The sequence below is a fragment of the Butyrivibrio sp. VCD2006 genome (assembly GCF_000423925.1).
In the GTDB taxonomy this organism is placed as follows: domain Bacteria; phylum Bacillota; class Clostridia; order Lachnospirales; family Lachnospiraceae; genus Butyrivibrio.
In genome coordinates this window covers 60,604-83,167 of record NZ_AUIX01000015.1, presented here as the reverse complement: position 1 = coordinate 83,167, position 22,564 = coordinate 60,604, and the positions used below count along the sequence as shown (strand labels likewise).

Sequence of the window (22,564 nt, the reverse complement as noted above, 5' to 3'; positions counted from 1 at the left end):
CTGCAATATCTCATTCCGCCCGGAAAATCATTCATAGGCGTCAATTATCTCATTCCGCAAAAAAATCATTTAAAGCCATCAATCATCTCATCCTCGTCATAATCTCTGGCCGCCTTCATCCCTATAATCTCATTCCATTTCATAGGAGATATCCCGCTTCCGGGTCTCTTGGTCGTGAGGTTCTCTTCTGTAAAAATCTCACCCTTCTTTATCTTTCTTGCAGCGATTATGCTCTTTCTGGCCACAAGGCGGTTCTTAAGCTCGGCTTCTGTCGGCTCCTTAATTCCATCCCCCAGGGCTATTTCTATATTCCTGACAGCTGCGACCATATCCCTCAGCTCGGAAGGTTCAAGACTTGCCTTATGATCAGGCCCCTCCATATTTCTATCCAAAGTAAAGTGCTTTTCAAGGACAGTTGCGCCTAAAGCTGCTGCCGCGATTGGCACTTCAATACCTCTTGTATGATCGGAGTACCCGACATCAAACCCAAACCTCTCCTTAAGGGAAAGCATTGCCCTGAGGTTCACATCCTCCATGGGTGTTGGGTAATTTGTTGTACAGTGAAGAATTGTTATCTTCCCGCATCCATTGTCGCGGAGCACCTTCACCGCATCTTCAACCTCGCTCATTATGCACATTCCAGTGGATAATATGATATCCTTTTTGGTCTTTGCAATTTTCACAAGGTAAGGATAGTTTGTGATTTCACCGGAAGGAACCTTCCAGATATCAAGAAGCGGATCAAGAAATTCGATACTATCAACATCAAAGGGAGTAGATAAAAAGCGTATTCCGACTGTTTTGCAATAATCAGCGAGAACCTTGTAATCATCAAAAGGAAGAAGGAGCTTTGACAGCATATCCTTCTGCGATTCTTCCTTTCCGGTATTAGCTTTCTGATACTCAGCCATTGGTGCGCTCTTTGAAACAAGGCTTGAAAGCTTTGCAGTCTGGAACTTTACAATGTCAGCACCGCATTCCTTCGCAGTATCTACCAATTTCTTCGCCAGCTCCAATGAACCATTATGATTAACACCGGCTTCAGCTATTATAAGAATTCTCTCAGACATAGGCACCCTCAATAAAATTGCTTATTCGCATGCAACCTGAAATTGCTATTAGTAATCGTTAATTACACTATCCACAACCAGGACCTTCCGCACCACACATTCAATTCCAGCGCCTCAGTATCCTTGCCGGTGCCCCAACCGCTGTACAGGATGCCCCTATATCCTTTAGCGCTACTGACCCTGCACCAATTATTGCATCATTTCCGATTTTGACACCCTGAAGAACCGTTGCTCCTGCGCCAATAAGTGCGTTTGCACCAATCTTTGCTTCGCCGCAGACCTTGGTACCGACTGCAATGTGAGCAAAATCCCCCACAACCGAATCGTGATCCACGATTGCACCTGTGTTAATTATCACGTTATCGCCAATTCTTGCTCCCGCGTTTATCACAGCATTTTTCCCTACAAAAATGCCTGTGCCAAGGGTTGCATGTTCGGATACCACAGCAGACGGATCAATAATATTCGGGAAAGAGAACCCGATATCCTTCGCCATAAAAAAGAGCTTACTCCGAAGGCCACTGGGCTTTACAAAGCCAACAGTGATAAAGGCATTCTTCACTCCATCCGCAAGTAGTTTTGGAAGAACATCATCCGTGCCGGCAACCTCACATCCAAAGATATTATCCCCGGGTTTTAAATTTACATCTGTTATATAAATTTTCCCAAATTTCTTCGACCTTAGCGCAGCATCAATGACCGATTTACAATGTCCGCCACCACCTAACATAACGATGTTTTCCATATCACATTCCCCCGTAAAAACACATGTTTCAGTTCCCTTACCACGTATAAAGTTCTGTAGAATGAATCAAAACTTATTGCCACTTACTATAATGCTAGTCACAAAATGAATTTATCTGAGAATCCGTAAATTCCCTCATATTTTCCCCTAAATTCCACGCCTTATACCAACCGGCTGTCGCATCAACTGCCTGTGTAATATTCCACTTCGCTTCCCAGCCAAATGTCCTCTTAAGCTTTGATGAATCAAGCCTCAGGAATGCCGCTTCATGCGGTGCATTCTCCTCTGATAAATCCTTCCAGGATGCACCGTTACCCCAGCTTTTTACAAACATATCCGCAAGCTCACCCGTGGTCACGCAGCAGTCAAGGTCAGGTCCCACATTATAATATCCCGATAGCTGCGGCTTATTATCCTGCTCCATTGCGATCATAAGATATACGAAAATCGGTTCCAACACATGCTGATAAGGCCTTGTCGAAAAAGGATTCCTCACCCCTATACTATCTCCGTTTATTACCGCTCTCACACAGTCAGGAATAATCCTGTCTACCGCAAAATCACCGCCTCCAATTACATTTCCCGCTCTGGCAGTCGATATCTTTATATCTGTTTTATCTGCAAAAAATGATTTCTTATATGAATGCGTAACCAATTCAGAGCAGCTCTTGGAATTCGAGTAGGGATCATACCCATCGAGCTTCTCATCCTCACTAAATGCGTGATCCATGATATCCGTGTTTTCATAGACCTTATCAGTAGTTACATTCAAAAAGCTCACCTTTTCCGAATAAAGTCTTATGCATTCCAATATATTCACTGTACCCATTACATTTGTCTCATAGGTATAGCGAGGTTCCTTGTAGGACTCGCGAACTATCGGCTGGGCAGCAAGATGAAAAACAACCTCCGGCGACGCCTCTCTAAAGGCATTACTAAGCCTGTCAAAATCACGAACGTCACCTATAGTACTTTTTACCTCGTCATCTATTCCAAGTATTTCATAAAGACTAGGATCACCTGATGGCTCAAGAGAATATCCAAACACATCGGCGCCAAGATATCGCAAAACAGCGCACAGCCAGCTCCCCTTAAAGCCCGTGTGTCCTGTAACAAACACCTTTTTTCCGGAATAGAACTCCTTAAAAACTTCCTTATTTTTCAAATCCATAATCTCACCCTGAGGTCTGATCCATCAGTCCCCAACACATTAGCCAGCGCTTACTGCCTGTAAAATCACCTTTGCCATGTACGAAAGTTTCTCATCTGTCATGCCGGGATAAAGTCCTACCCAAAAGCTGTCGAGCATGATTTTATCAGTATTTTCAAGAGAACCCACAACTCTGTACCCATCTCCCGATGCCCTTAGCTCATCAAAACAGGGGTGCTTAATAATATTACCCGCAAAAAGCATCCTGGTCTGAACTCCGCAGTTCTCAACATATCTTACGACTTCTGTCCTGTTTACGTTCTCCTTACAGGTCATCAAGAAACCAAACCAGCTGGGATCAGAGTTATCCGTGGGCACAGGCAAAATCAGCTTATCCTCTGCACTGCCCTCGATCAGCAAGTTTTTCAAAAACTCAAAATTGTGTTTTCTCTTTTCCACAAACCCGGGAAACTTATCAAGCTGTGCACATCCAATAGATGCCTGAAGATCAGTGGCTTTCAAATTGTATCCAAAATGAGAATACACATATTTGTGATCATATCCCTGCGGTAATTCACCGTACTGTCCGTCAAACCTATGACCACACATATTGTCTCGTCCTGAAGGGCAGACACAATCTCTCCCCCAGTCCCTGAGCGATCTTACTATCTTGTGAAGCAGCGGATTGTCAGTGTATACCGCACCACCCTCACCCATTGTCATATGATGAGGCGGATAAAAGCTTGATGTCCCTACGTCGCCGATAGTTCCGGTAAATTTCATTTCCCCGTCTATCTCATATCTGCTTCCGAGAGCATCGCAATTATCCTCTACAAGCCATAGATCGTGCTTTTTACAAAAAGCTTTTACCGAAGCAATATCAAACGGATTACCGAGAGTATGCGCTATCATCACAGCCTTAGTCTTATCGGACAATGCTTCTTCAAGCATTGTGACATCAATATTGTATTCAGGAATCGTAACATCCACAAAAACAGGAACCGCACCATATTGAATAATAGGTGCTATTGTAGTGGGAAATCCCGCAGCAACAGTTATTACCTCATCTCCTCTGCTAACTCTTCTCTCCCCAAGGAGAGGTGAAGTTAGAGCCATAAATGCCAGAAGATTTGCTGAAGATCCCGAATTAACAAGTGAGCAGAATTTTACTCTGAGATATTCAGAAAGCTTCTTTTCAAACTCATCGGTAAACCTCCCGGAAGTAAGCCAGAACTCAAGTGCAGCGTCAACAAGATTCACCATCTCCTTATCGTCATAGACGCGGGATGCATAAGGGATTCTGTCTCCCTCATGGAAATCCTTAGATCTGTTGTGATATTCCCTAGCATATTCAGCTACCAGTTCAAGTATCTGTTTCTTAGCCTTATCCTGATCAGACATAAGTCCCCCATCAAAATCAAAACAAATTTCTCCGGACTTTACATTTCTCTCCGGGCATTTCTATCAAATGATTACCACACAATCCAAGGCGCTTTTCCTTTTGCAATCAAACCCTCAAGCGCATCTCTTTCTCTCTTGGTATCCATGCATTGCCAGAAGCCTTTATGATAATACGACATCAGTTCGCCCTTTTTTGCAAGCTTACCGAGAACATCCTTCTCAAGTATGGTTTTATCATCTTTGAGATAATCAAATACATCAGGTTCAAAGACCATATATCCGGCATTTATCGCAACAGCATCCTTAATCTTTTTTTCTCTGAATGCCCTTACGGAATTATCTTCTTTAATATCCAAAACGCCTTTGTCCTGTCCAAGTGTGACAGATGTCAATGTAGCTATTTTTCCATGCTCTTTATGAAACTCAAGAATTTTCGACACATTCACATCGCATACACCATCACCATATGTAAGCATAAACGTCTCATCCCCGATGTATTTCTGAACGCGCTTTATTCTACCGCCGGTCATGGTTTCAAGCCCCGTATCCACAACAGTGACCTTCCAGGGTTCAGCATGTTTATCGTGAAAAGTAACGTTAAAATTATCCGCCATGTCAAAAGTGACATCCGATGTATAAATAAAATAGTCCCTGAACCACTGCTTAACTACGTGCTGCTTATAGCCGGCACAAATTATAAAATCATTAAATCCATAATGGGAATATATTTTCATGATATGCCAGATGATTGGCATTCCGCCTATTTCAACCATAGGCTTGGGTCTGTATCCAACCTCTTCAGATATTCTTGTTCCCTGACCACCTGCAAGCAATACAACCTTCATCTTTTCCCCTCTCTGACTGATTGCAAAACTGCGTAAACAAAAGAACTTATATACGTTAATTATACCAAAATTTTTGTTGTTTTACCTAATATAAAGTGAAGCGCCCTCCATCCTGGAGAGCGCTCCCTTTTGTACCTATCATATGGATTTTGGTTATCCTTATTAGCCTTGGAGTAGTGACATAACACCCTGTGTGCTCTGATTTGCCTGTGCCAGCATTGACTGTCCTGCCTGTGCGAGGATGTTGTTCTTGCTGTAGGTAACCATCTCGTCTGCCATATTTGTATCTCTGATTCTGGATTCTGCTGCTGTTGTATTCTCTACTACGTTATCCAGGTTCTTAATTGTATGCTCTAATCTGTTCTGGATAGCACCGAGTTCTGATCTCTGCTCTGATACAACCTTAAGTGCATCTTCGATAGCGTCGATTGCATATGTTGCTGAGACGCCAAGGCTATCTGTTACTGTCAGATTCTGGATACCAAGGTTAGCTGCGCTCATAACCTGAACGTTCATCATAATCTTGTTGGTCATGTCTGCATCTGATCCTACATGGAGCTGAAGTCCGAGATCCTTAGCAACCTTAGCTGTTCCCTTTGAGATTGAGAATTCATATCTTCTCTCATCATTGGTAGCACCTGTAATCCGTGTTCCGTTGAAGTCGCGGCAGGATACCTGAACCATATTTACTTTATTACTATCAACACCGATCAGATTAGCCTGTTTGAGGGCTTCATCCATCTTTCTGATTGCTGTAGATACCAAAATATTCTTATCAAGACTGACATTTACTGCAACACGTGTGCTTCCTGTAGCATGAGTTACTCCGGCAGGGATTCTTACCTGTGCTCCATCAACTACTCTTGCCTGAAGTTCTTCACGAGTGTATTCCTGATCACCAACCTTGAATACGTCTGTTGTGCTGTCATAAGAGCTTAATGCCCATACATATGTCGTACCATTGATGACAACTGATGTATTTGCTGCAAGAGCCTCGGATATTCCAGCCTGAAGGTATCCGATTGTATCCATTGTGTTGTCGTACATGTGATAGTTCTTACCGGCTATCTTGATGTCATCGCTGGACTTAAGGTAGCAAGTGAATGTAGCGTAAGTTCCAAGATCTGCTACTGTTCCTGAAAGACCTGCATCATGAGCAACCATGTACTTGTTATAATTTCCGGTGCCGCCTCTAAGAAGGTAGGTCTCGTTGAATTTTGTAGTCTCTGCTACTCTGTCAATCTCTGTTGTAAGCTGTGTAATTTCATTCTGGATGGCATCGCGATCGATCTCGCTGTTTGTGCCGTTTGCTGCCTGTACTGCAAGCTCGTTCATTCTCTGAAGCATATCGTGTACTTCTGTGAGTGCACCTTCTGCTGTCTGTACTGCACTTACGCCATCGTCAGCATTTGTTGATGCTCTATCAAGACCTCTCATCTGCTTTCTCATCTTTTCACTGATAGATAATCCTGCTGCATCATCTGCTGCTCTATTGATTCTATATCCTGAGGAAAGTTTTTCAGAAGATTTTGCCTGCTGGCCTGTTGTAATGCCAAGCATTCTGTTAGAATTCATCGCCGTCATATTATGCTGGATAACCATATTATACCTCCATGTGGGTGCAGTCTCTCCCTCTAATCCGTAGAGCCCGAGCCTGCTGCTTGATACTTTAAATTCAAAATAATAGTTACTTATTAAGTTGAGTGCGCTCCCACATCGATCATCCTTGACGATGTTTTTTATTCTTTACACTCTATATATCGTTCCGATTTTCATTTACTTAACCCCTTTTTTGAATTTTTTTGTTTTTTTGTTTCAAAAATTATCATTCTTCCATCTTAAAAAGCTCAAAAGCAGCGTATTTATGCAGCTTTTGAGCTTTGATATTTTTTGAAATTTTATGATAAAAAAATATCAGAAAAAGGTATTCACATTTACTCAGAGTCGTTCCGGAAGGATATTTAGAACCTTTTCCATAAGCGCTTTAAAGGTCATTCTCTTTAATGCCTCTTCCCTACATTTATTAGCAACCGCTTTCCTTTCTTCATCGTGCTCGATGAAATAGTGCAGTTTTTCAATCAATTCATCTCTGGTTCTGAAGTACTCTACAGTCCCCTCAGGCATAATCTTTCTTATATCACACCAATCACATTCCGGTGGGATATAATTCGAAAGATAAAATGCTCCGCTAAGCATACTTTCCCATGCTCGAGCAGCTGATGTCGTCATAATGTTGTTTCCAACAACAACCTTTGATGCCTGGTAAATTTTAGAAAGTGTTTCTCCATTCTCAGCCGGTCCCATAGCATAATCTGCATACTTAGGATTTGATTTCCAGCCATTCCCCCATAATTTCAAATTTGTAAATCCGGCATCTATTATCCAATCAACAATTGTTTGTCTGAAAACACGTTGATTAAACCAATTAAATGTTTCCTTCGCCATTATCTCTAATCCATCTGAGTTTATTTGATATCCTTTTTCTAAAAATGTATTTCCAATATATTCCTCGAATTCCTTCTGTGAGAAAAAGAACTCACCCTTAGCCGCAAGTTCCATATAGCCCAAAAGTAAATCTCTGAAAACATCACCTACTTCACCATGAACATTTAACCTGTCCATCGTATCATCAATCCATTTATCTGCATCGCTAGCATGACATACAAAGCAGATATCTGCTGAATACTTTTCTATTTCTTCGTTACTAAGCTTATATGGTTTATAAATCTTTTCATTTGCAGGCACCGGAGCGTCCACAAGCATTCCGGGGTATAATTCCCTCATTTTATCCCAAGTAAACATATGGTTAAGCACCAAGTCTCGCCCAGTAAGCTTTTTTGCACTCTCCGGATCCATAATATGACTCATTGGGTCTTGTATCCATGTAATGAAAGGTATTATCTCAGGAAAAATATCACCATTTTCGTACCGAAAATGATCCAATAAAAACAACACATCCGGATAAAACCGTTCCAACTCTTCTGCTATACTAAAGACAGATACTATCTTCACATTACCGGATTCAATCATCAATTCACATTCACATCCAAGCTCAGTTGCAGCTTCCATCGCATTTCTACAATGATATTGCAAAACAGTTGTAAACCTAGATGTCATAAAAAGGATCCTCGGGCGATGTTCCCTTATACGGCTCTCCATATCACTGATGTGTTCTTTGTTTGAATAGTATTCTTTTATCCTTTCTTTAGCTGCTTTGTACGCATTTTTGTTTTCCCGTAAAACTTCATCAACCAGACTCATATAGTCCGCATCATTATGAAGTACTACATATTTTTCAGGAATGGCAGCTGATAAATCACAAAAGCACTTTTTTATTCCTTCTTCCCCAAAAACAAAAACATAACGTTCATTATTGTACTCATCTTCAATGAGTGTACTCTGTAAAAAAACATCAGATTCCCATTCTGTAAATGCAAGATAAATAGCATTTTGGTCACCATTCACCCCATTTTCTTTACGAGAAGTCTTAGCAATCTCAAGAATCTGCCTATTAAATGCCACTCCTTCCACAAATACCACTCTGTTATTTAATTCATCTATATCAATTGTTCTTCTCTTAACTCCCTTGAATTGTCTGCTCTTCCTGTTTAATGAGATAATAAGACTATCAGACAAATAAAAAACTATCCACTCAGGTTTTTCACTTATATTTCCATAGCTTTGTTTACTCTCACACAACCATTCCCTGTTTTTTATATATAGTGATAATCTCTCGTCTATACAGTTATTTACGAATTCTTCCAGCAAAACAGAATATGCATCCTGGTCCTGATAAATCTCGAATAATTCTATTAGCGTAACTATAACCTTCTCCACATTATCGGTTTTGCTATACAATTCTGTCTTTTCCCAAAGCAGTTTTCGCCTCATGTCAGGGTATGCTTTTTCTAATGCGTTTATCATCTGAAGTGCTTCATTTGTATACCCGGTATTCAAAAATGTTCTGACAGATTGTATTGACTTCTCAAATAAATCCAATTCTTGTTGGTTTCTCATATTCCCCCATCTATCATTTACATAGAAAAAAGCACATGATCACAGGCTCAAGTTCAGCACCTTAAATCTTTACGATTGTTATTGGTTCAGCAATGTCATAATCAATGGAAACAACATTCATAATTGCATCTCATCCACAACTTGTTGCAGTATCAATTCATGAAGTGATTCCACCATCCCATATTTCTCACATGGAATATATACATTAACATCACCCATCGCTCTAGCCCTGTTATCAGGTTTAAATCCAGTAAATGTTACAACCGTACCGCGTAAGCTCTTCACCACTTCTATAGCATTGATAATATTTTGTGAATTGCCGGAACTACTGATTGCCACAAGAAGATCACCACGTTCCGCCATCATATCAAGCTGTTTTGAAAAAACATGCTCATAACCATAGTCATTGCCAAGACATGTAAGCACCGGGCTATCATACAGGCTGACTGTGCGCATATGTCCGTTTTTTAAATAATCCGCTGTCATGTGCTCTGCTATGGCGGCACTTCCTCCATTACCTGCAAAAAAAAGCTGTCGGTGAGCTTGTCTTGTAGCCTCCATTACCTGTATGAGTTTCACGATACCTTCATCATAAGAAAGTTCTTTTGTGCCCTGTGTGATTTTTATCTCATCTAATAAGTGTTTAATTTCTTCTAAGTATCTCAAAATTTAACCCCTCATCCGTCAGCTTCGCTGACACCTTCTCCCCAAGGAGAAGGCTTTTATATTAGATTTCACTATATAACTCCGTCTGCTATCTATAAAATTTCACTGTATAACTCCGTCTGCTATTTATAAAATTTCACTGTATAACTCCGTCTACTATCTATAAACCACTTTCAACTAAATCTCTACACATTTAGAACTGTGCTTAAAAACTTCATTAAATCTACCTTATGAACAAAATCCTTATTACCAAGCACATTTGTCTTAAGAGCAGCTGCAACATTAGCAACCACTGTGGCCTTATCGATTGGAATATCTGCCTCAGCACACATCATTGCAAGTGCAAAGAATGCATCGCCAGCACCAACCGTATCTTTAACCTGCAAAGTAAGTGCCGGACATAGTGCTTTTTGCTTTTCTGAAGGTCTAAATCCAATAGCTCCGGATGCTCCGATTGTAACCCAGCCTGTTTTAGCATTCATCCTTTTTATAAGCATTCCAAGCAGCTTTTCTCTATCAGCAAGATGCTGTCCAAATGCCATTTTCAGCTCTCTCTCATCCACAACAAAAGCATCCGCTCTGTCATATTTCGTTATCAGATTCATTCCCATGTTTGCGGAGTTCGTCTGAACATTAAGAGCAAGGAACTTAGCTTGTTCCTGAATAATCTCTCTTGCATTCTGATCTATGAGCCCATGTCCAAAATCTCCGATTATGACCAGATCATAACCCGGTATCAGCTTCTTTAGCTTTTTATAAAAGCCACTGTAATCAAAGTCCCTGATTTTACCTCTCGTCATCAAAGTATTTACGGAAAACAGCTTGTCATAATCCTCTCTTTGTTTGTTTGCCTTTATATACCGGTGTTTGACAGGGGTAACAAAACCTTCAGCCTCAATGATCTCCAGCCTAACCCCATTCATCGAATCCTTTACAAACTGGATTTGATCCGGATCTGTGCCCATCATAGAGCAAAGGGTCACCTTTCCAGCAAACTCGGAAAGATGTCTTGCTATCGCAAGGGCTCCTCCGGCATATCTCTCACTGCTCTCAAAGAAAGTTGACAGGCTTCCATCCTTCATGGTTACACCCTGAACATTTACAAATGAATACTCATCAAAAATGATATCTCCTATTACAAGAACTTTCTTCTTGGAAAAGGCGTCAATATCAGCCTTTATCTGTTCAAGTACATCTTCTCCATATTTTTTTCTAAGCTTTTCCGAATACTCGATAACATCCTTTGGAAGTGCGGAGAAGAAATTGTTTAGCAGCTTTGTGGAACTGAAAACCTTTCCTTCTGTGTAATAAACTGTCCCGCCATACTCCTTTACTATTGCCTCTTCACTTCCTATGTTTCCTGTCAGATCATTTTTTGCATCAGCATATTCTTTCCCCTTTGCATAAACATCAGGCTGAACACACTGTACAATATTATGGACAGTAACTGCTTCACTAAGAAGAACGTAATCTACTATTTCAAGATTCGAAATAAACTTTAATCTTTCAGCATCACCAAAATAAGGCCTTCCCGGGCCTTTATTAACATATTTGGCCGCGGTGACCGACACCACAAGAACATCTCCCTGACGTTTTGCATCTTCAAAATGTTCAAGATGACCTTGGTGAAGAAGATCAAATACGCCATGGCAGAGTACAACCTTCTTGCCTTCTTTTCTGAGTTTTTCCCTTATCTTGGGGAAAGCTTCCCTGGATATGATTTTGTTTTCTGGTTTACGCATATGCCCCTCATCCGTCAGCTTCGCTGACACCTTCTCCCCAGGGAGAAGGCTTTAATTGTTTAATGATTCTTGATTAGTATTATCGCCCCATACAGTGCCCACTAATTCCCAAAATGCTGAACAGATTTCTACTACTTTACTTTCCGAGATATTTAAACCAGTCAGCTGTTGCATCTTTAATTGTCTCGGGTGTCCACACAGGTGCTTTTCTCCAATAATCGATGTTATCAAGGATATTCTGAACTCCCTGCTCAAGCGTTACCTGAGGATGCCATCCAAGCATCTTTGCTATTTTAGATGTATCAGCATAAGTACAGTCAGGCTCTCCGGGCCGCTTTGGGATATGAACAACATTTTCTTCCGTTCCGCCAAGAAGCTCCACAAGTCTGTTTACAGAATATGTATGCTCACTTCCCACATTGAAGCGCTCTCCCACTACATCAGATTTTGCTGCGGTGTAAAAGGCATCCACAATATCGGTCACATATGTAAAATCTCTTGTCTGCTCGCCTGTTCCAACAACAGTGAATGGCTTTCCAGCAAGCTTCTGGCCGAGGAACACTCCAAAAACCGCGCCATAAGTTCCCGATGTCCTCGATCGAGGTCCGTAAACATTGAAAAGGCATAGCGAAACAACCGGCAATCCATACACCTTGGCGTAATGAAGAGCCAGCTCTTCTCCTAATCTTTTTGTGAGAGCATAAGGATATTCAGGCCTTATGTCCGCATTTTCATCAGTTGGAAATTTGTCAGGAATACCGTAGCATGATGATGAAGCGGTATACATAAATCGCTTCACGCCTGCTGCCTTGGCAGCCTGAAGAACAGAAAATGTTCCATCGACGTTTGAATGAAAATATTCGTCCGGGTGCTGGATGGAAGGCACAATATCAGCAAGTGCTGCAAAGTGGAACACCCAATCTATGCCTTCAAAGAGTGGCATTATCTTATCCGTGTTACAGATATCCTCTACAACCACCTTAAGTGAAGGATTTCCCTTTTGATGCTCAAGATTTTCAAGTCTTCCTGTACTGCAATTATCTATCACAGTAACTTCATGTCCTTCAGCAAGAAGTCTGTCCACCATGTGCGATCCGATAAAGCCACAACCTCCGGTTACCAGTGTTTTCATATTAAGATTCTCCCCTCATAAAAAACCCATCATAAAAACTTCAGTTTTTCAGTAAACTCTATTAAATTATTCATTACGTAATCAGGCTTGCATTCCTGTTCGAGATTCTCTTCTCCATATCCGGAATTCAGCAGCACTGTTTTTACTCCAACTTTTTCTCCAAGCAATATATCAATAGCTCTGTCACCCACCATAAATGAGTGGCTAATGTCTATATCAAAATCTCTTAATGCCTTCTCTATCATCCCTGTCTTAGGTTTTCTGCAGTTACAAACCTTTGTATATTCAAGGACCTTTCCATGAGGATGATGAGGGCAATAATAAATTGCATCAACGCCCGTTTCAAGCAGCAGCTTATCATTCATCTCCAAAAGTTCAGCTTCAGTAAAAAGCCCTTTAGCTACAGCGCTCTGATTAGTGATAACAATCGTCAGATACCCCATCCTTTTCATGGCTCCCACACAGTCGGCAGCGTATGGAAACACTGCCATTTCTTTTATCGATGAAATAGAATATCCTTTTTCAACTGTTAAAACGCCATCTCTATCGAGGAATATTGCAGGTTTTGAGACCTTGTTTTTAGTGTACGTATTATTACACACCTATAGAATCATCCTTTATTATAATTATGAATACTGTGCTATCTCTATTGCTCTATCTACAACTCTTCGAATTTCCTTACGCATATCTACATCGAAGCACTTACTATAGCGGATTGCCGCTCCTTCCACTTGTTTCTTATAAAACTTTCTATCGTCAACATATCTTATAACCATCTTTATCATCTCATCATAATCATCAACAACAAAACAGTCCCCCACTGTATTGGCAACATCGCAGTCCTGCAGTGTAACAATTGGAATCATATTCTTCAAACACATTTTTGCACTAGTCCCCCCACCATTCCTTTTTGGATTGACGAAAAGATCTGCCATTCTTATTGCCGATTCCAAAGGCTCACAGTATCCACAGTAAATCACATCTGCTTTTATTGAGTCTGGGATTACACCATTATACTTTCCAATAAGAATTACTTTAATATTATCCTTTTGTGAAATTATTCTTTCTAATACTTTCCAAAAATCTTTGGAGATTTCGTCATTGAGTCTGTTACCGACAACTGCCACAACAAAATCATCATCGTTTATATTATAATCTGACCGCCTATAATCTCTTTCTACAGCGCACGGATCCTTAAATTCAATTTCTTTAAAACTCATATGCATAGTACTTGCGCCAGTTGATTGAATAATGTTCTCTACCTCTGAATCCGTCTCAGCCTCAAGGCATTTTATCATCAGATCTCCAATACAGGGATCGTAACCTTTAGCACATGGAAGCGTCACATACGTAGACATTTTCGACCATATGTGATCCATACTAAATCCTCCTCCTATTTTCCAAACAAACTCCGGGCGCAAGCTATATATAGCCTCAATAGCCTTTATTATTTCATTATGCGAGGATTGATTTAGATTAATCTGGTAACACTGCACCTTCTTATCATTTATATCGAGACAATATGTCCCATAGTTATATCCATACTTAGTATAATATTTCTCACCTATCCAATATGCGCATATAGATTCAGGAGTAATAGGCTCCCCTTCGATTACGATCAGTACCTCATAGCCCAATTCCTGTAAAATATATGCTACAGAAAGCACCCACTTTGTCGGCGCATGCTTTATATTCAGTAATGTATGTGTTGTCAATACTACAAGATTATGGTTTCTTTTGGGGTATTCAATATATGGTATATCTATATTTAATTCTCTATAGAATCTATCCGCAAGATTATCATTTAAAATTTTCTCAGAATTGTAGTCCCTGGCAATTCCCATTTGAAAACATCTTACACGTATCTGAAATGCGATAGCACGAGTGATAACAAGTGATAACCTGTTTTCCAACAAAGCATCCCGAATCATATCCAGACACACTATCTCTTTTGTAGCACAAAATATTGCCGATAATGACAATATATATAATTGAACATCGTCGAATTCCAATTGCTCCTTGAGTCCTGTCAGCAGTTCTTCAAAATACCTCCCCTTATCTATATTTTCCTTCAATAACAGAATATTTTTAGAATAATCCGATTGATTATTATCAATATCAGCACTTATAACATCCGTTATCAAAGAACACGTATATTCAAACTTATTAGGCATAAATACTGTTAACCTCATGAAATAAGCATTGTCAATCGTTAATATCCAACTCTCATTACCGCATCAACAATATCCCGAACTCCTATACCATTAGCTGCCTTCAACTCATCATGTTTCCCATAACCATGCACAAAATCATTTAGTCCAATGCGACCAAATCTGACATTTAAATTGTTCTCGGAAATAAGCTCCGCCACAGCACTTCCTAATCCACCAATAATGCTGTGTTCTTCAACAGTTAAAATGGCATTAGTTTCACGACATGCTTTAATGATTATTTCTTCATCTATCGGAGTAATAGTATGTATATTCACAACCCTTGTTGACACCCCTTGCTTTTCCAACTCTTTTGCAGCATATAGAACATCATATACAATACTTCCGGTACTTATCAGGGTCACATCACTTCCGCTCTTAAGCTCAACACCTTTGCCAACTTCGAAGCCATAATCTCCTTCATAAACTTCAGGCTCACGGTTTGTCCCAAGCCTTATATAAACCGGTCCGTTTATCTCATATGCAGCCTTTACGCACTTCTTCACTTCCATCGGACTTGCAGGTGATAGAATTGTGAGGTTAGGAAGCGGCCTTAATGCAGCAAAATCAAATATCGTATGATGTGAAGCACCAAGAAGGCTGTATGAACAGCCTTCTCCAATTCCAACCAATTTTACATTTTTATTCATCATACAGACGTCATTCAAAATGAACTCATAGGCTCTGTACGCAAGAAACGCTCCTATCGTATAAGCAAAGGGAATCTTTCCTCTCTCGGCCATGCCTGCTGCCATGGCAACCATATTGGCTTCGGATATTCCGGCGTTTATAAACTGCTCCGGGAGATCCTGTCTGTACTTGTCATAGACAATAGCGCCGTTATCAGAGATAACCGCGTAAACATTTTTATCTTTTGATGCCAATTCATATAAAGTCTCAAGATAAGCTGTTCTCATAACCTGCTCCGGGCATTAAACTTAATCACTTAACTATAAATTCCGTATGTGAATACCATGCCATGGCCCAATATTCACTCTTGTCAGATCACGTTTCTGTATGACAGCTTCTCGTAATCTCCAAGATCCTCTTTTGTCATCTTCAACTCTTTTAATGCAATCTCAAGCTCCTGTTCATTGGGGATCCTGTAATGCCATATAGGCACATTTTCCATAAACGAAATTCCCTTCCCCTTAACGGTATGAGCTACTATAGCCATTGGCTTTCCAGATCCGCTCTGAGCGTTTCCCTTCGCTCTTAAAAGTGCCTCTTTAATCTCATCAAAATTGTGTCCGTCAATATCAGCAGCATCCAATCCGAAGCTCCTAAATTTCCCCGAAAAATCTCCAAGAGACATAATATTCTGAAGACTATCCATAGCCTGTAGCCCATTGTAATCCACAATTATCGTCAGATTATCAAGCCTGTTATGCGAAGCAAACATCACCGCTTCCCATACAGAGCCTTCTTCGCATTCACCGTCACCAAGGAGTGCATAAACCCTGTTTTTCTTATTGTCCTTTTTTAGCGCAAGTGCTATCCCGGCTGCGTATGAAAGCCCGTGTCCCAGTGAACCTGTTGAAGCTTCAACCCCGGGAACAGAGTGCGCTCTTGCAAGACTACCAAGCTCTGAGCCTACCCTGCCGAATGTATAGAGCTTCTCCTCAGGAAAAAAACCGGCCATACTAAGCGCTGCGTAAAGCGCAAGAACTCCGTGGCCTTTACTTAGAATAAAATAATCCCTGTCTTCCCATTCCGGTTTTTTGGGGTCATATGTAAGAATATCGTCAAAAAACAGCTCCGCAACAATATCAGTCATGGAATAAGAAGGTGCTATATGTCCGCCGTTTGCCCCCATGGACATTTTCAATATCTGTTGCCTGATTTTTAGAGCCCTATCCTGGATTGTCATTAAATCACCCATATGTTTCGTTTCCCAATCAGATAAAGTTAATATGTTGCGGCAATTTGCTCATATCCACTTCCGGAATCTTCCCTGCATTTTCTTCAACTATCCGCCAAATCTCTTCATTCGTTTTATGTTGAAGGCACAGCGTTCCGCAATCTCTGTTTGTGTCAAAAGGAGGTGTTGCAATTTTCTTCATAACCTCCCAGTATCTGTCGCTCTCCCATATTTCCTTGAAACGCTTTTCTTTGATGTTCCCAATATGGTATTCCTTGTACTTATCATTGAAAAACATTCCGCAGGGTGCAACAAGACCTGAGCCCGACATCTGAATTATAAAAGGCGCGCCATAACAGAGTTTGTAACACTTATGCCCATGACTCTGGATTTTTGACCACTTAACGCTGACCTGATAATGCTTGGTACTGTAAGTCTCTGCTTCCTTCATTGTTTCAATCATCCTGTCATATGCACCGTAATCCACTCCTAAAGTGTGCTCTTCATCATCGCTGCAGTGTTTTATAACAAGATAATCAACCCCAAGCTCTTTACCCAGTTTTGTAAGAGGAATGATCTGGTCTTCAAATTCCGGCATCAAAACCATCTGAAGACCTATCGTTACCGGTAGTCCCTTTCTGTTTTTTATCTCAACAGCAGTTTTAATATTCCCTATAGTTCTCTCGTAAACTTCTGAATTAACTCCATGAATCTCCATATATCTGTCCTTCTCTCCGGCAGATATATTGAACCTAAGATAAGTAAGACATGGCAGGATCTGCTCCAGCGACTCCTTCGTAAGAAGAAACCCATTGGTTCCAAGGGCCATATCAAGCCCCTTATTCTTGCCATGAACGATTGCATCAGCATAACACGGATTGCAGGTAGATTCTCCATCACTCACAAAGCTGACAGCTTTAACTCCAATCTCCGCAGCATCATCAAGAAAGCCCATCACTATATCCCGTTCAATGCTCGGAAACTGATTGATAAGCTGCATTTTTCCATAACAATAAACGCAGCGATACGTGCACTTTGTTGTAAGTGCACAGTCAATCGTGATTGGTGCTATCCTCTCACCGCGAAGGTATGCATCGATCCTGTCCCTGTGATAGAGTACCTTACTTCCGTCAAGAATTAGTTTCTCGCCCATCATTACTCTCTTTCCTAGAAAACTACGATTTGCAAAGTTATGGTTCATTACACGTGTTGAAATACATTCAGATAAAATTTACATGTGCTCCGGGAAATCTTATTTCATCTAAATACTTATTCATCTCATCTAGTCTGCAATTCTTCCTGCAATTCTTTTTTATAAACTCCTCGCAAAAAATGCCTCTTATATCCTTTGCCCTCTCAGATTCCCATATTGAATCAAAATCTTCTTCGTAAATATTTCCATATATGTACTCATCTTGTCCCATGTACACTATACAAGGAAACACATCCCCTGCAGAATCCATATATGCCATAAAATGAAGTCCACAGCAATCATGATATGGCTTCTCCATACCAAGATTCTCTATCGATTGTGAACGGAAGTATATTTTAAAGTCATCTGTTTGCAGCCATCTAAGCTCTTTTCCAACTTCTTCCGCCTCAGAATAATCCACCTGCAGCTTTGCTTTACTGGAAGGATGCTGTGAAAAGGGTTTTACCGTAAAATAATCAAAACCTATCTCCCGCATCATCTTTCCCAGCGTAACAACTTCATCTTTGTTTTCCGGCAAAAGAAGCAGCTGAGCCCCCAGGGTTGTTGAAAGCTTCTGATCTTTTTTTACCCTGACTGCGTCCTCCATATTTTTCAAAACCACCTGAAGATCGCCTTTTTTACACTGATGTATATATTCATATGTTTTATCGGTCGCTCCGGCAATGCTGTACCTGACCCAGGTAAGGGATTTCAGACACTCACCTGCCTTTTCCCCAGTAAATAATACCCCATTGGTGGACATAGCCGCATCTATACCAAAACCTTTTGTAGCATTGATAATTTCAGCCGCATCGGGATGTGCCATTGGCTCGCCTTCTCCCGCATAGATTATGCTCTTTAGTCCATTTTTACCTAATATCTTAAGATTCCTTATTAATACATCGGCTTGTAGAATCCTAGGCTGATATTCCATATAATCGACAGCACAAAAAATGCAGCGATGATTACAAGCGCCACTAATTCCAATCTCCATTTCGATGGGATAGATGAGCTCGCCCCTCTGCCATGCTGCCACCCTGTCCGGATGATATATTAACTTATGAGAATCCATCCTGATTTTATCTGACATTATCCCTCTTTCCATCAACGCTATACTTCTATCCTCATAGCCTGCTTTCCAATTCATGAATTGTATCCATAAAGCGATTTTTAGTATCACAAAGATACTCTGCCCGTTTTAGTGCTCGCTCGGACATAATTTTATAATATTCTTTATCACATGCCAGCTTATTTAATCTATCGGCCATTTCTTTGTAATCCTCAACTATAAAATCTTCTCCGATATTATAAGCAACATCTCCAAAATTCAAAGAAACAGGAACACATCCTTTACTCATAGCTTCGACACATGATGTTCCTCCACCAAGTCGTCTTGGGTTCAAATAAATATCGCATAACTCAATATGAGACAAAATATCCTCAACATAACCAATACAGACTGTATGTTCTTTAAACCAGTTGTCCTTCTCACAAATTTGCCGATACTTATTTAATTTACCTATAAATGCAACTATCATATTGTCATCAATGCACTGTTTCATGCAGTATATGAACTCATCATCGACCTCTACTTCAAGTCTTCCCCCAACAACACACACTACAGCTTTGTCATTAGGAATACCATATTCTTCCCTTGTGTGATGCTCCGATTGCACTTTTAAATCTGATGTGAAAACTGAGGGTATGAGCGACATCCTTGTTCCGCCAAACTTCGAAAGCCTGGTGTATACATCTTCTGTCAATCTCATAGAATAAGTAAAAAAGTCACTATAATCATATTCCATCTGACTTGGTCCCATGCCAATGCAAAGAGTGGGAACCATTTTATTTGCCAGACTGGCTGTTATATTAAATCCTCCAATGCTAACTATAAATTTTGGTCTTATCTCCCTTATATTCTGAAGCAAAACATCTATTACATCAGCTCTTGGCATATCCTGACCGCACTGAAAAAATGACATACTAACTTCATCATCGCTTACTGTACTAAATCTCTCATATTCAGGTATACTGCCATGTCTATATGCTCTAAAAAGTGGTATTTTCCCTGATGCAGGCATAAGATCATTTGTGTTTATTATCAAGACATCTCTTCCATCCTCCGAAAGGACTTTAGCCCTATAAAAACAGCTCTTTGTTGGCCCATGTTGAATCTGGACAAATTGAGAAGTAATAAATACTACGCTTTTGTGGTCACGCTCATTAAGCGGTATCCTTTCAAGTGATGTTGTCATCACTTGTCTGTAATCCTCAAGTATTCCCTTATATATCCTCATCCATATGTCATATGCTTTATCAGAATTAATCGAAGGCATATTGAACTTCATATTCCTACACTGCGCCCACAAGTAATACCTTGCTTCTTTAGAAAGCTGATCACTATCTATGCAGACGAGCATATCTTCAAACATTTCAGGACATGGATCAAGCAGCACTCGTAATTGCAAAAAAGCAATCAAAACAAAAAGATCTGCCCCCTCCTTACATAAATCAGGTAGATAATCATTATCCAGCATAACTCTGAGTTCACGGAGTGTATCCTTAGTCCCCTCGAATGTCGCAATAGAGTCGTTAACCGCCCCCATCTCCTTAATATGTTCATAAAAGACACCTGTCTTAAATATTTGATCTATAGATTTTCTAAGTTCATCTATTGCCGTCATGATAAAACCTCAGTAGTTATATTCACAACAATTCTCAAAAGCTTATTGTTCAGAAATAGCTCTTTCCATTTCTGCTTTTAAAGATCTGCAATCCTCTGGAAAACTCTTATAAAATTCTACTGCATTTTCAAAAACCGGAATTGCTTCCTCATTATTCCTTACCATGAAAGTTATATCAGGAATGCTATATAAGTCTTTTATCCAGAATTCTTCCATCATGATACACGTAAGAGACATTACTATTGGCGCTCGCAGCTCATCCAGTTTTCGCAATTTTTTTGCCACTTTAGGATCACCGATATCCTGATATTTACTTATTTTTAAAAGCTGACTGCACAAATCAGCTACCTTTAACGATTCTTCAGCAATCCTATCAAGATCTTCAATCCACCCCTTTTGCCTTTTAACTGACTGTTCATATTCTTCATCTGTTTGAGCTTTAGGAATACTGCCAAAAATCCCCTTGAGGTCATAGCTTTTATTCTCTACCATATCAGCAACTTCTGAAAGGGTCATAATCTTTGTTCCTTCTATCTTAGCCCCTCCTTCTGTAGCATCGATAACTGTAATATCGGGATTTAATCTTATTTCTCTTTCATAAAAATCCTTAAATGATAGCCACATGTCATTAGTCTCAACCATACTGCCATCAATGCCTTCCGTCTTTCTGGTAATCATTTCACCGGCACCTTCGCTTTTTCCATCTGCATGGTGCTCGCCATTAAGATATGCAAGATCCTGACCTATCAGTATAATTGTTTTTATCCCAAGTAATTTACATACAACAAACGACCCCCCGGCTACATTTCCTCCCTGGTCAAGTCCATTAATAGCCTCTATTTTATCTCCCAAAATATATTTCTCATATTCAAGTTGATGATAAAATATGCATCTCCCTTCAAAAAGTTTCTGGGTCTCAGAATTTACCTGATGGGAGCAGATAAGAGGAACATCCCTGGTAATATCAGCTTTTAAATAAGCAGGATCTTTCTCTGCATCAAGACTGGTAACCGCATCCGGAATGATTCCATACTCATTTAGAACACTGACAGCCCTGTCCGTACATATGATCAATGCATGTCCTTTAATTCTATTTAGTATCTCAACGTTTTTGCGAAGAGATGGACCTGCAGCCACAATCACCGCCGGCAGATCAGGTGGGAGCTCCTTCTTGAAGTCTGAAAGAAGATAATTCTCTCTCATATGATTCCATGAATATATTCTGCATTTTAGAGCATTTCTCCCTCTTTCTTCCTGATAATTTTTGGTTGCGTCAGTAATTCTCTCAATCTCTTTGCATAAATCAGTGAAAAAATCACTTCCTGCATAAAATGGTGTTATTATCCCCCTTGCTTCAGCCCTGAACGTCACTATATCATCTATCATAGTAGCCGAAAGTGACCCATACTGTTTCTCACTTATATACAACCTGATATCCTTATCATCGATTATGTCTGAATAATCCACAAAACCACATACAAATGAGAATAGTCCTTCTTCAGGCTCATATACAAAAAAGACAGTATCCGGTCTGAGTTTTTTTCTCAAAGCTCTTAAAAAAACACCTGTAGAAAACCCCAATAGGCCAATAGTTGTTCTCCTATTAAGAATATCCTGCTTATCCGCCCATCTTTCTGCTTCATATCCCGGATCATACACACTATTAAGCCTTAAATCTCCGGAAGGCAATGCATTTCTGATATATAAGACAAGTTCAGAATTTGCGGATGCTTCAGCCCGATATTTCGATACTTCTTCAGGATCTACTAAAGGCCTGAAGCCATATCGTCTTTCAAAAGCATCAAAGTTTTTCTTTCTGATATTTTCATTTATTATCAAATCCATTTTG

The 22,564-nt window shown here is 40.2% G+C and carries 18 protein-coding genes; all 18 read right to left on the bottom strand.

The annotated features are described in order from the left end of the window. Positions 1-65 precede the first annotated feature (65 nt). The 18 genes from neuB to G586_RS0106985 all read right to left on the bottom strand — a co-directional run bounded on the left by neuB (position 66) and on the right by G586_RS0106985 (position 22,560). Positions 66-1,070, bottom strand: a complete 1,005-nt coding sequence (gene neuB, locus G586_RS0107070) for an N-acetylneuraminate synthase (protein ID WP_026527202.1) — start codon at positions 1,068-1,070, stop codon at positions 66-68. Between the two features lie 100 nt (positions 1,071-1,170). Continuing rightward, the gene (locus tag G586_RS0107065) at positions 1,171-1,815 is read right to left on the bottom strand and encodes an acetyltransferase (protein ID WP_026527201.1); all 645 of its coding nucleotides are present in this window, start codon (positions 1,813-1,815) and stop codon (positions 1,171-1,173) included. A gap of 94 nt (positions 1,816-1,909) precedes the next feature. Next, positions 1,910-2,986, bottom strand: a complete 1,077-nt coding sequence (gene rfbG / locus G586_RS0107060) for a CDP-glucose 4,6-dehydratase (protein WP_026527200.1) — start codon at positions 2,984-2,986, stop codon at positions 1,910-1,912. 39 nt (positions 2,987-3,025) lie between these two features. Continuing rightward, positions 3,026-4,366, bottom strand: coding sequence for a lipopolysaccharide biosynthesis protein RfbH (rfbH, locus tag G586_RS0107055; protein WP_026527199.1), 1,341 nt, complete (start codon positions 4,364-4,366; stop codon positions 3,026-3,028). Between the two features lie 71 nt (positions 4,367-4,437). Further along, a complete protein-coding gene (rfbF, locus tag G586_RS0107050) occupies positions 4,438-5,211 on the bottom strand; it encodes a glucose-1-phosphate cytidylyltransferase (protein ID WP_026527198.1) in 774 nt (257 codons plus the stop codon). Between the two features lie 162 nt (positions 5,212-5,373). After that, a complete protein-coding gene (locus G586_RS0107045) occupies positions 5,374-6,813 on the bottom strand; it encodes a flagellin N-terminal helical domain-containing protein (RefSeq protein ID WP_026527197.1) in 1,440 nt (479 codons plus the stop codon). A 336-nt stretch (positions 6,814-7,149) separates the two neighbouring features. Then, on the bottom strand, positions 7,150-9,228 hold the full coding sequence (locus tag G586_RS0107040; protein ID WP_026527196.1) for a glycosyltransferase family protein: 2,079 nt from the start codon (positions 9,226-9,228) through the stop codon (positions 7,150-7,152). Positions 9,229-9,345: 117 nt separating this feature from the next. Beyond that, positions 9,346-9,894 carry an SIS domain-containing protein gene (locus tag G586_RS0107035; protein WP_242831981.1) on the bottom strand — a complete coding sequence of 183 codons (549 nt, stop codon included), beginning with the start codon at positions 9,892-9,894 and terminating at the stop codon, positions 9,346-9,348. Between the two features lie 185 nt (positions 9,895-10,079). After that, on the bottom strand, positions 10,080-11,636 hold the full coding sequence (locus G586_RS0107030; RefSeq protein WP_026527194.1) for a PfkB family carbohydrate kinase: 1,557 nt from the start codon (positions 11,634-11,636) through the stop codon (positions 10,080-10,082). Positions 11,637-11,772: 136 nt separating this feature from the next. Next, entirely contained in the window at positions 11,773-12,768 is a 996-nt protein-coding gene (locus tag G586_RS0107025) for an SDR family oxidoreductase (protein ID WP_026527193.1), read from the bottom strand. Positions 12,769-12,797: 29 nt separating this feature from the next. Next, a complete protein-coding gene (locus G586_RS0107020; RefSeq protein ID WP_051204623.1) occupies positions 12,798-13,370 on the bottom strand; it encodes a D-glycero-alpha-D-manno-heptose-1,7-bisphosphate 7-phosphatase in 573 nt (190 codons plus the stop codon). Between the two features lie 24 nt (positions 13,371-13,394). Beyond that, positions 13,395-14,960: a hypothetical protein gene (locus G586_RS0107015; protein ID WP_207640719.1), complete on the bottom strand. Its 1,566-nt coding sequence runs from the start codon at positions 14,958-14,960 to the stop codon at positions 13,395-13,397. Positions 14,961-14,980: 20 nt separating this feature from the next. Then, positions 14,981-15,895 carry a transketolase family protein gene (locus tag G586_RS0107010; protein ID WP_026527190.1) on the bottom strand — a complete coding sequence of 305 codons (915 nt, stop codon included), beginning with the start codon at positions 15,893-15,895 and terminating at the stop codon, positions 14,981-14,983. Between the two features lie 83 nt (positions 15,896-15,978). Beyond that, a complete protein-coding gene (locus G586_RS22060) occupies positions 15,979-16,860 on the bottom strand; it encodes a transketolase (protein WP_081674258.1) in 882 nt (293 codons plus the stop codon). A gap of 16 nt (positions 16,861-16,876) precedes the next feature. Next, positions 16,877-17,992 carry a radical SAM/SPASM domain-containing protein gene (locus G586_RS0107000; protein ID WP_026527189.1) on the bottom strand — a complete coding sequence of 372 codons (1,116 nt, stop codon included), beginning with the start codon at positions 17,990-17,992 and terminating at the stop codon, positions 16,877-16,879. Between the two features lie 67 nt (positions 17,993-18,059). Continuing rightward, positions 18,060-19,121, bottom strand: a complete 1,062-nt coding sequence (locus G586_RS0106995; RefSeq protein ID WP_026527188.1) for a radical SAM protein — start codon at positions 19,119-19,121, stop codon at positions 18,060-18,062. 34 nt (positions 19,122-19,155) lie between these two features. Next, positions 19,156-20,715 (bottom strand): glycosyltransferase, encoded by a 1,560-nt coding sequence (locus G586_RS0106990; protein ID WP_026527187.1) that lies wholly within the window; start codon positions 20,713-20,715, stop codon positions 19,156-19,158. A 42-nt stretch (positions 20,716-20,757) separates the two neighbouring features. Then, a complete protein-coding gene (locus G586_RS0106985) occupies positions 20,758-22,560 on the bottom strand; it encodes a motility associated factor glycosyltransferase family protein (protein WP_026527186.1) in 1,803 nt (600 codons plus the stop codon). Positions 22,561-22,564: the final 4 nt, after the last annotated feature.

What these genes read in the sequence shown, in the direction of transcription:
- rfbG (WP_026527200.1), bottom strand. Translation starts at nt 2,986, where the DNA reads ATGGATTTGAAAAATAAGGAAGTTTTTAAGGAGTTCTATTCCGGAAAA.
- neuB (WP_026527202.1), bottom strand. Translation starts at nt 1,070, where the DNA reads ATGTCTGAGAGAATTCTTATAATAGCTGAAGCCGGTGTTAATCATAAT.
- G586_RS0107025 (WP_026527193.1), bottom strand. Translation starts at nt 12,768, where the DNA reads ATGAAAACACTGGTAACCGGAGGTTGTGGCTTTATCGGATCGCACATG.
- G586_RS0106990 (WP_026527187.1), bottom strand. Translation starts at nt 20,715, where the DNA reads ATGACGGCAATAGATGAACTTAGAAAATCTATAGATCAAATATTTAAG.
- G586_RS0107030 (WP_026527194.1), bottom strand. Translation starts at nt 11,636, where the DNA reads ATGCGTAAACCAGAAAACAAAATCATATCCAGGGAAGCTTTCCCCAAG.
- G586_RS0107065 (WP_026527201.1), bottom strand. Translation starts at nt 1,815, where the DNA reads ATGGAAAACATCGTTATGTTAGGTGGTGGCGGACATTGTAAATCGGTC.
- G586_RS0107045 (WP_026527197.1), bottom strand. Translation starts at nt 6,813, where the DNA reads ATGGTTATCCAGCATAATATGACGGCGATGAATTCTAACAGAATGCTT.
- G586_RS0107000 (WP_026527189.1), bottom strand. Translation starts at nt 17,992, where the DNA reads ATGGGCGAGAAACTAATTCTTGACGGAAGTAAGGTACTCTATCACAGG.
- G586_RS0107010 (WP_026527190.1), bottom strand. Translation starts at nt 15,895, where the DNA reads ATGAGAACAGCTTATCTTGAGACTTTATATGAATTGGCATCAAAAGAT.
- G586_RS0106995 (WP_026527188.1), bottom strand. Translation starts at nt 19,121, where the DNA reads ATGTCAGATAAAATCAGGATGGATTCTCATAAGTTAATATATCATCCG.
- G586_RS22060 (WP_081674258.1), bottom strand. Translation starts at nt 16,860, where the DNA reads ATGGGTGATTTAATGACAATCCAGGATAGGGCTCTAAAAATCAGGCAA.
- G586_RS0106985 (WP_026527186.1), bottom strand. Translation starts at nt 22,560, where the DNA reads ATGGATTTGATAATAAATGAAAATATCAGAAAGAAAAACTTTGATGCT.
- G586_RS0107040 (WP_026527196.1), bottom strand. Translation starts at nt 9,228, where the DNA reads ATGAGAAACCAACAAGAATTGGATTTATTTGAGAAGTCAATACAATCT.
- rfbF (WP_026527198.1), bottom strand. Translation starts at nt 5,211, where the DNA reads ATGAAGGTTGTATTGCTTGCAGGTGGTCAGGGAACAAGAATATCTGAA.
- G586_RS0107015 (WP_207640719.1), bottom strand. Translation starts at nt 14,960, where the DNA reads ATGAGGTTAACAGTATTTATGCCTAATAAGTTTGAATATACGTGTTCT.
- rfbH (WP_026527199.1), bottom strand. Translation starts at nt 4,366, where the DNA reads ATGTCTGATCAGGATAAGGCTAAGAAACAGATACTTGAACTGGTAGCT.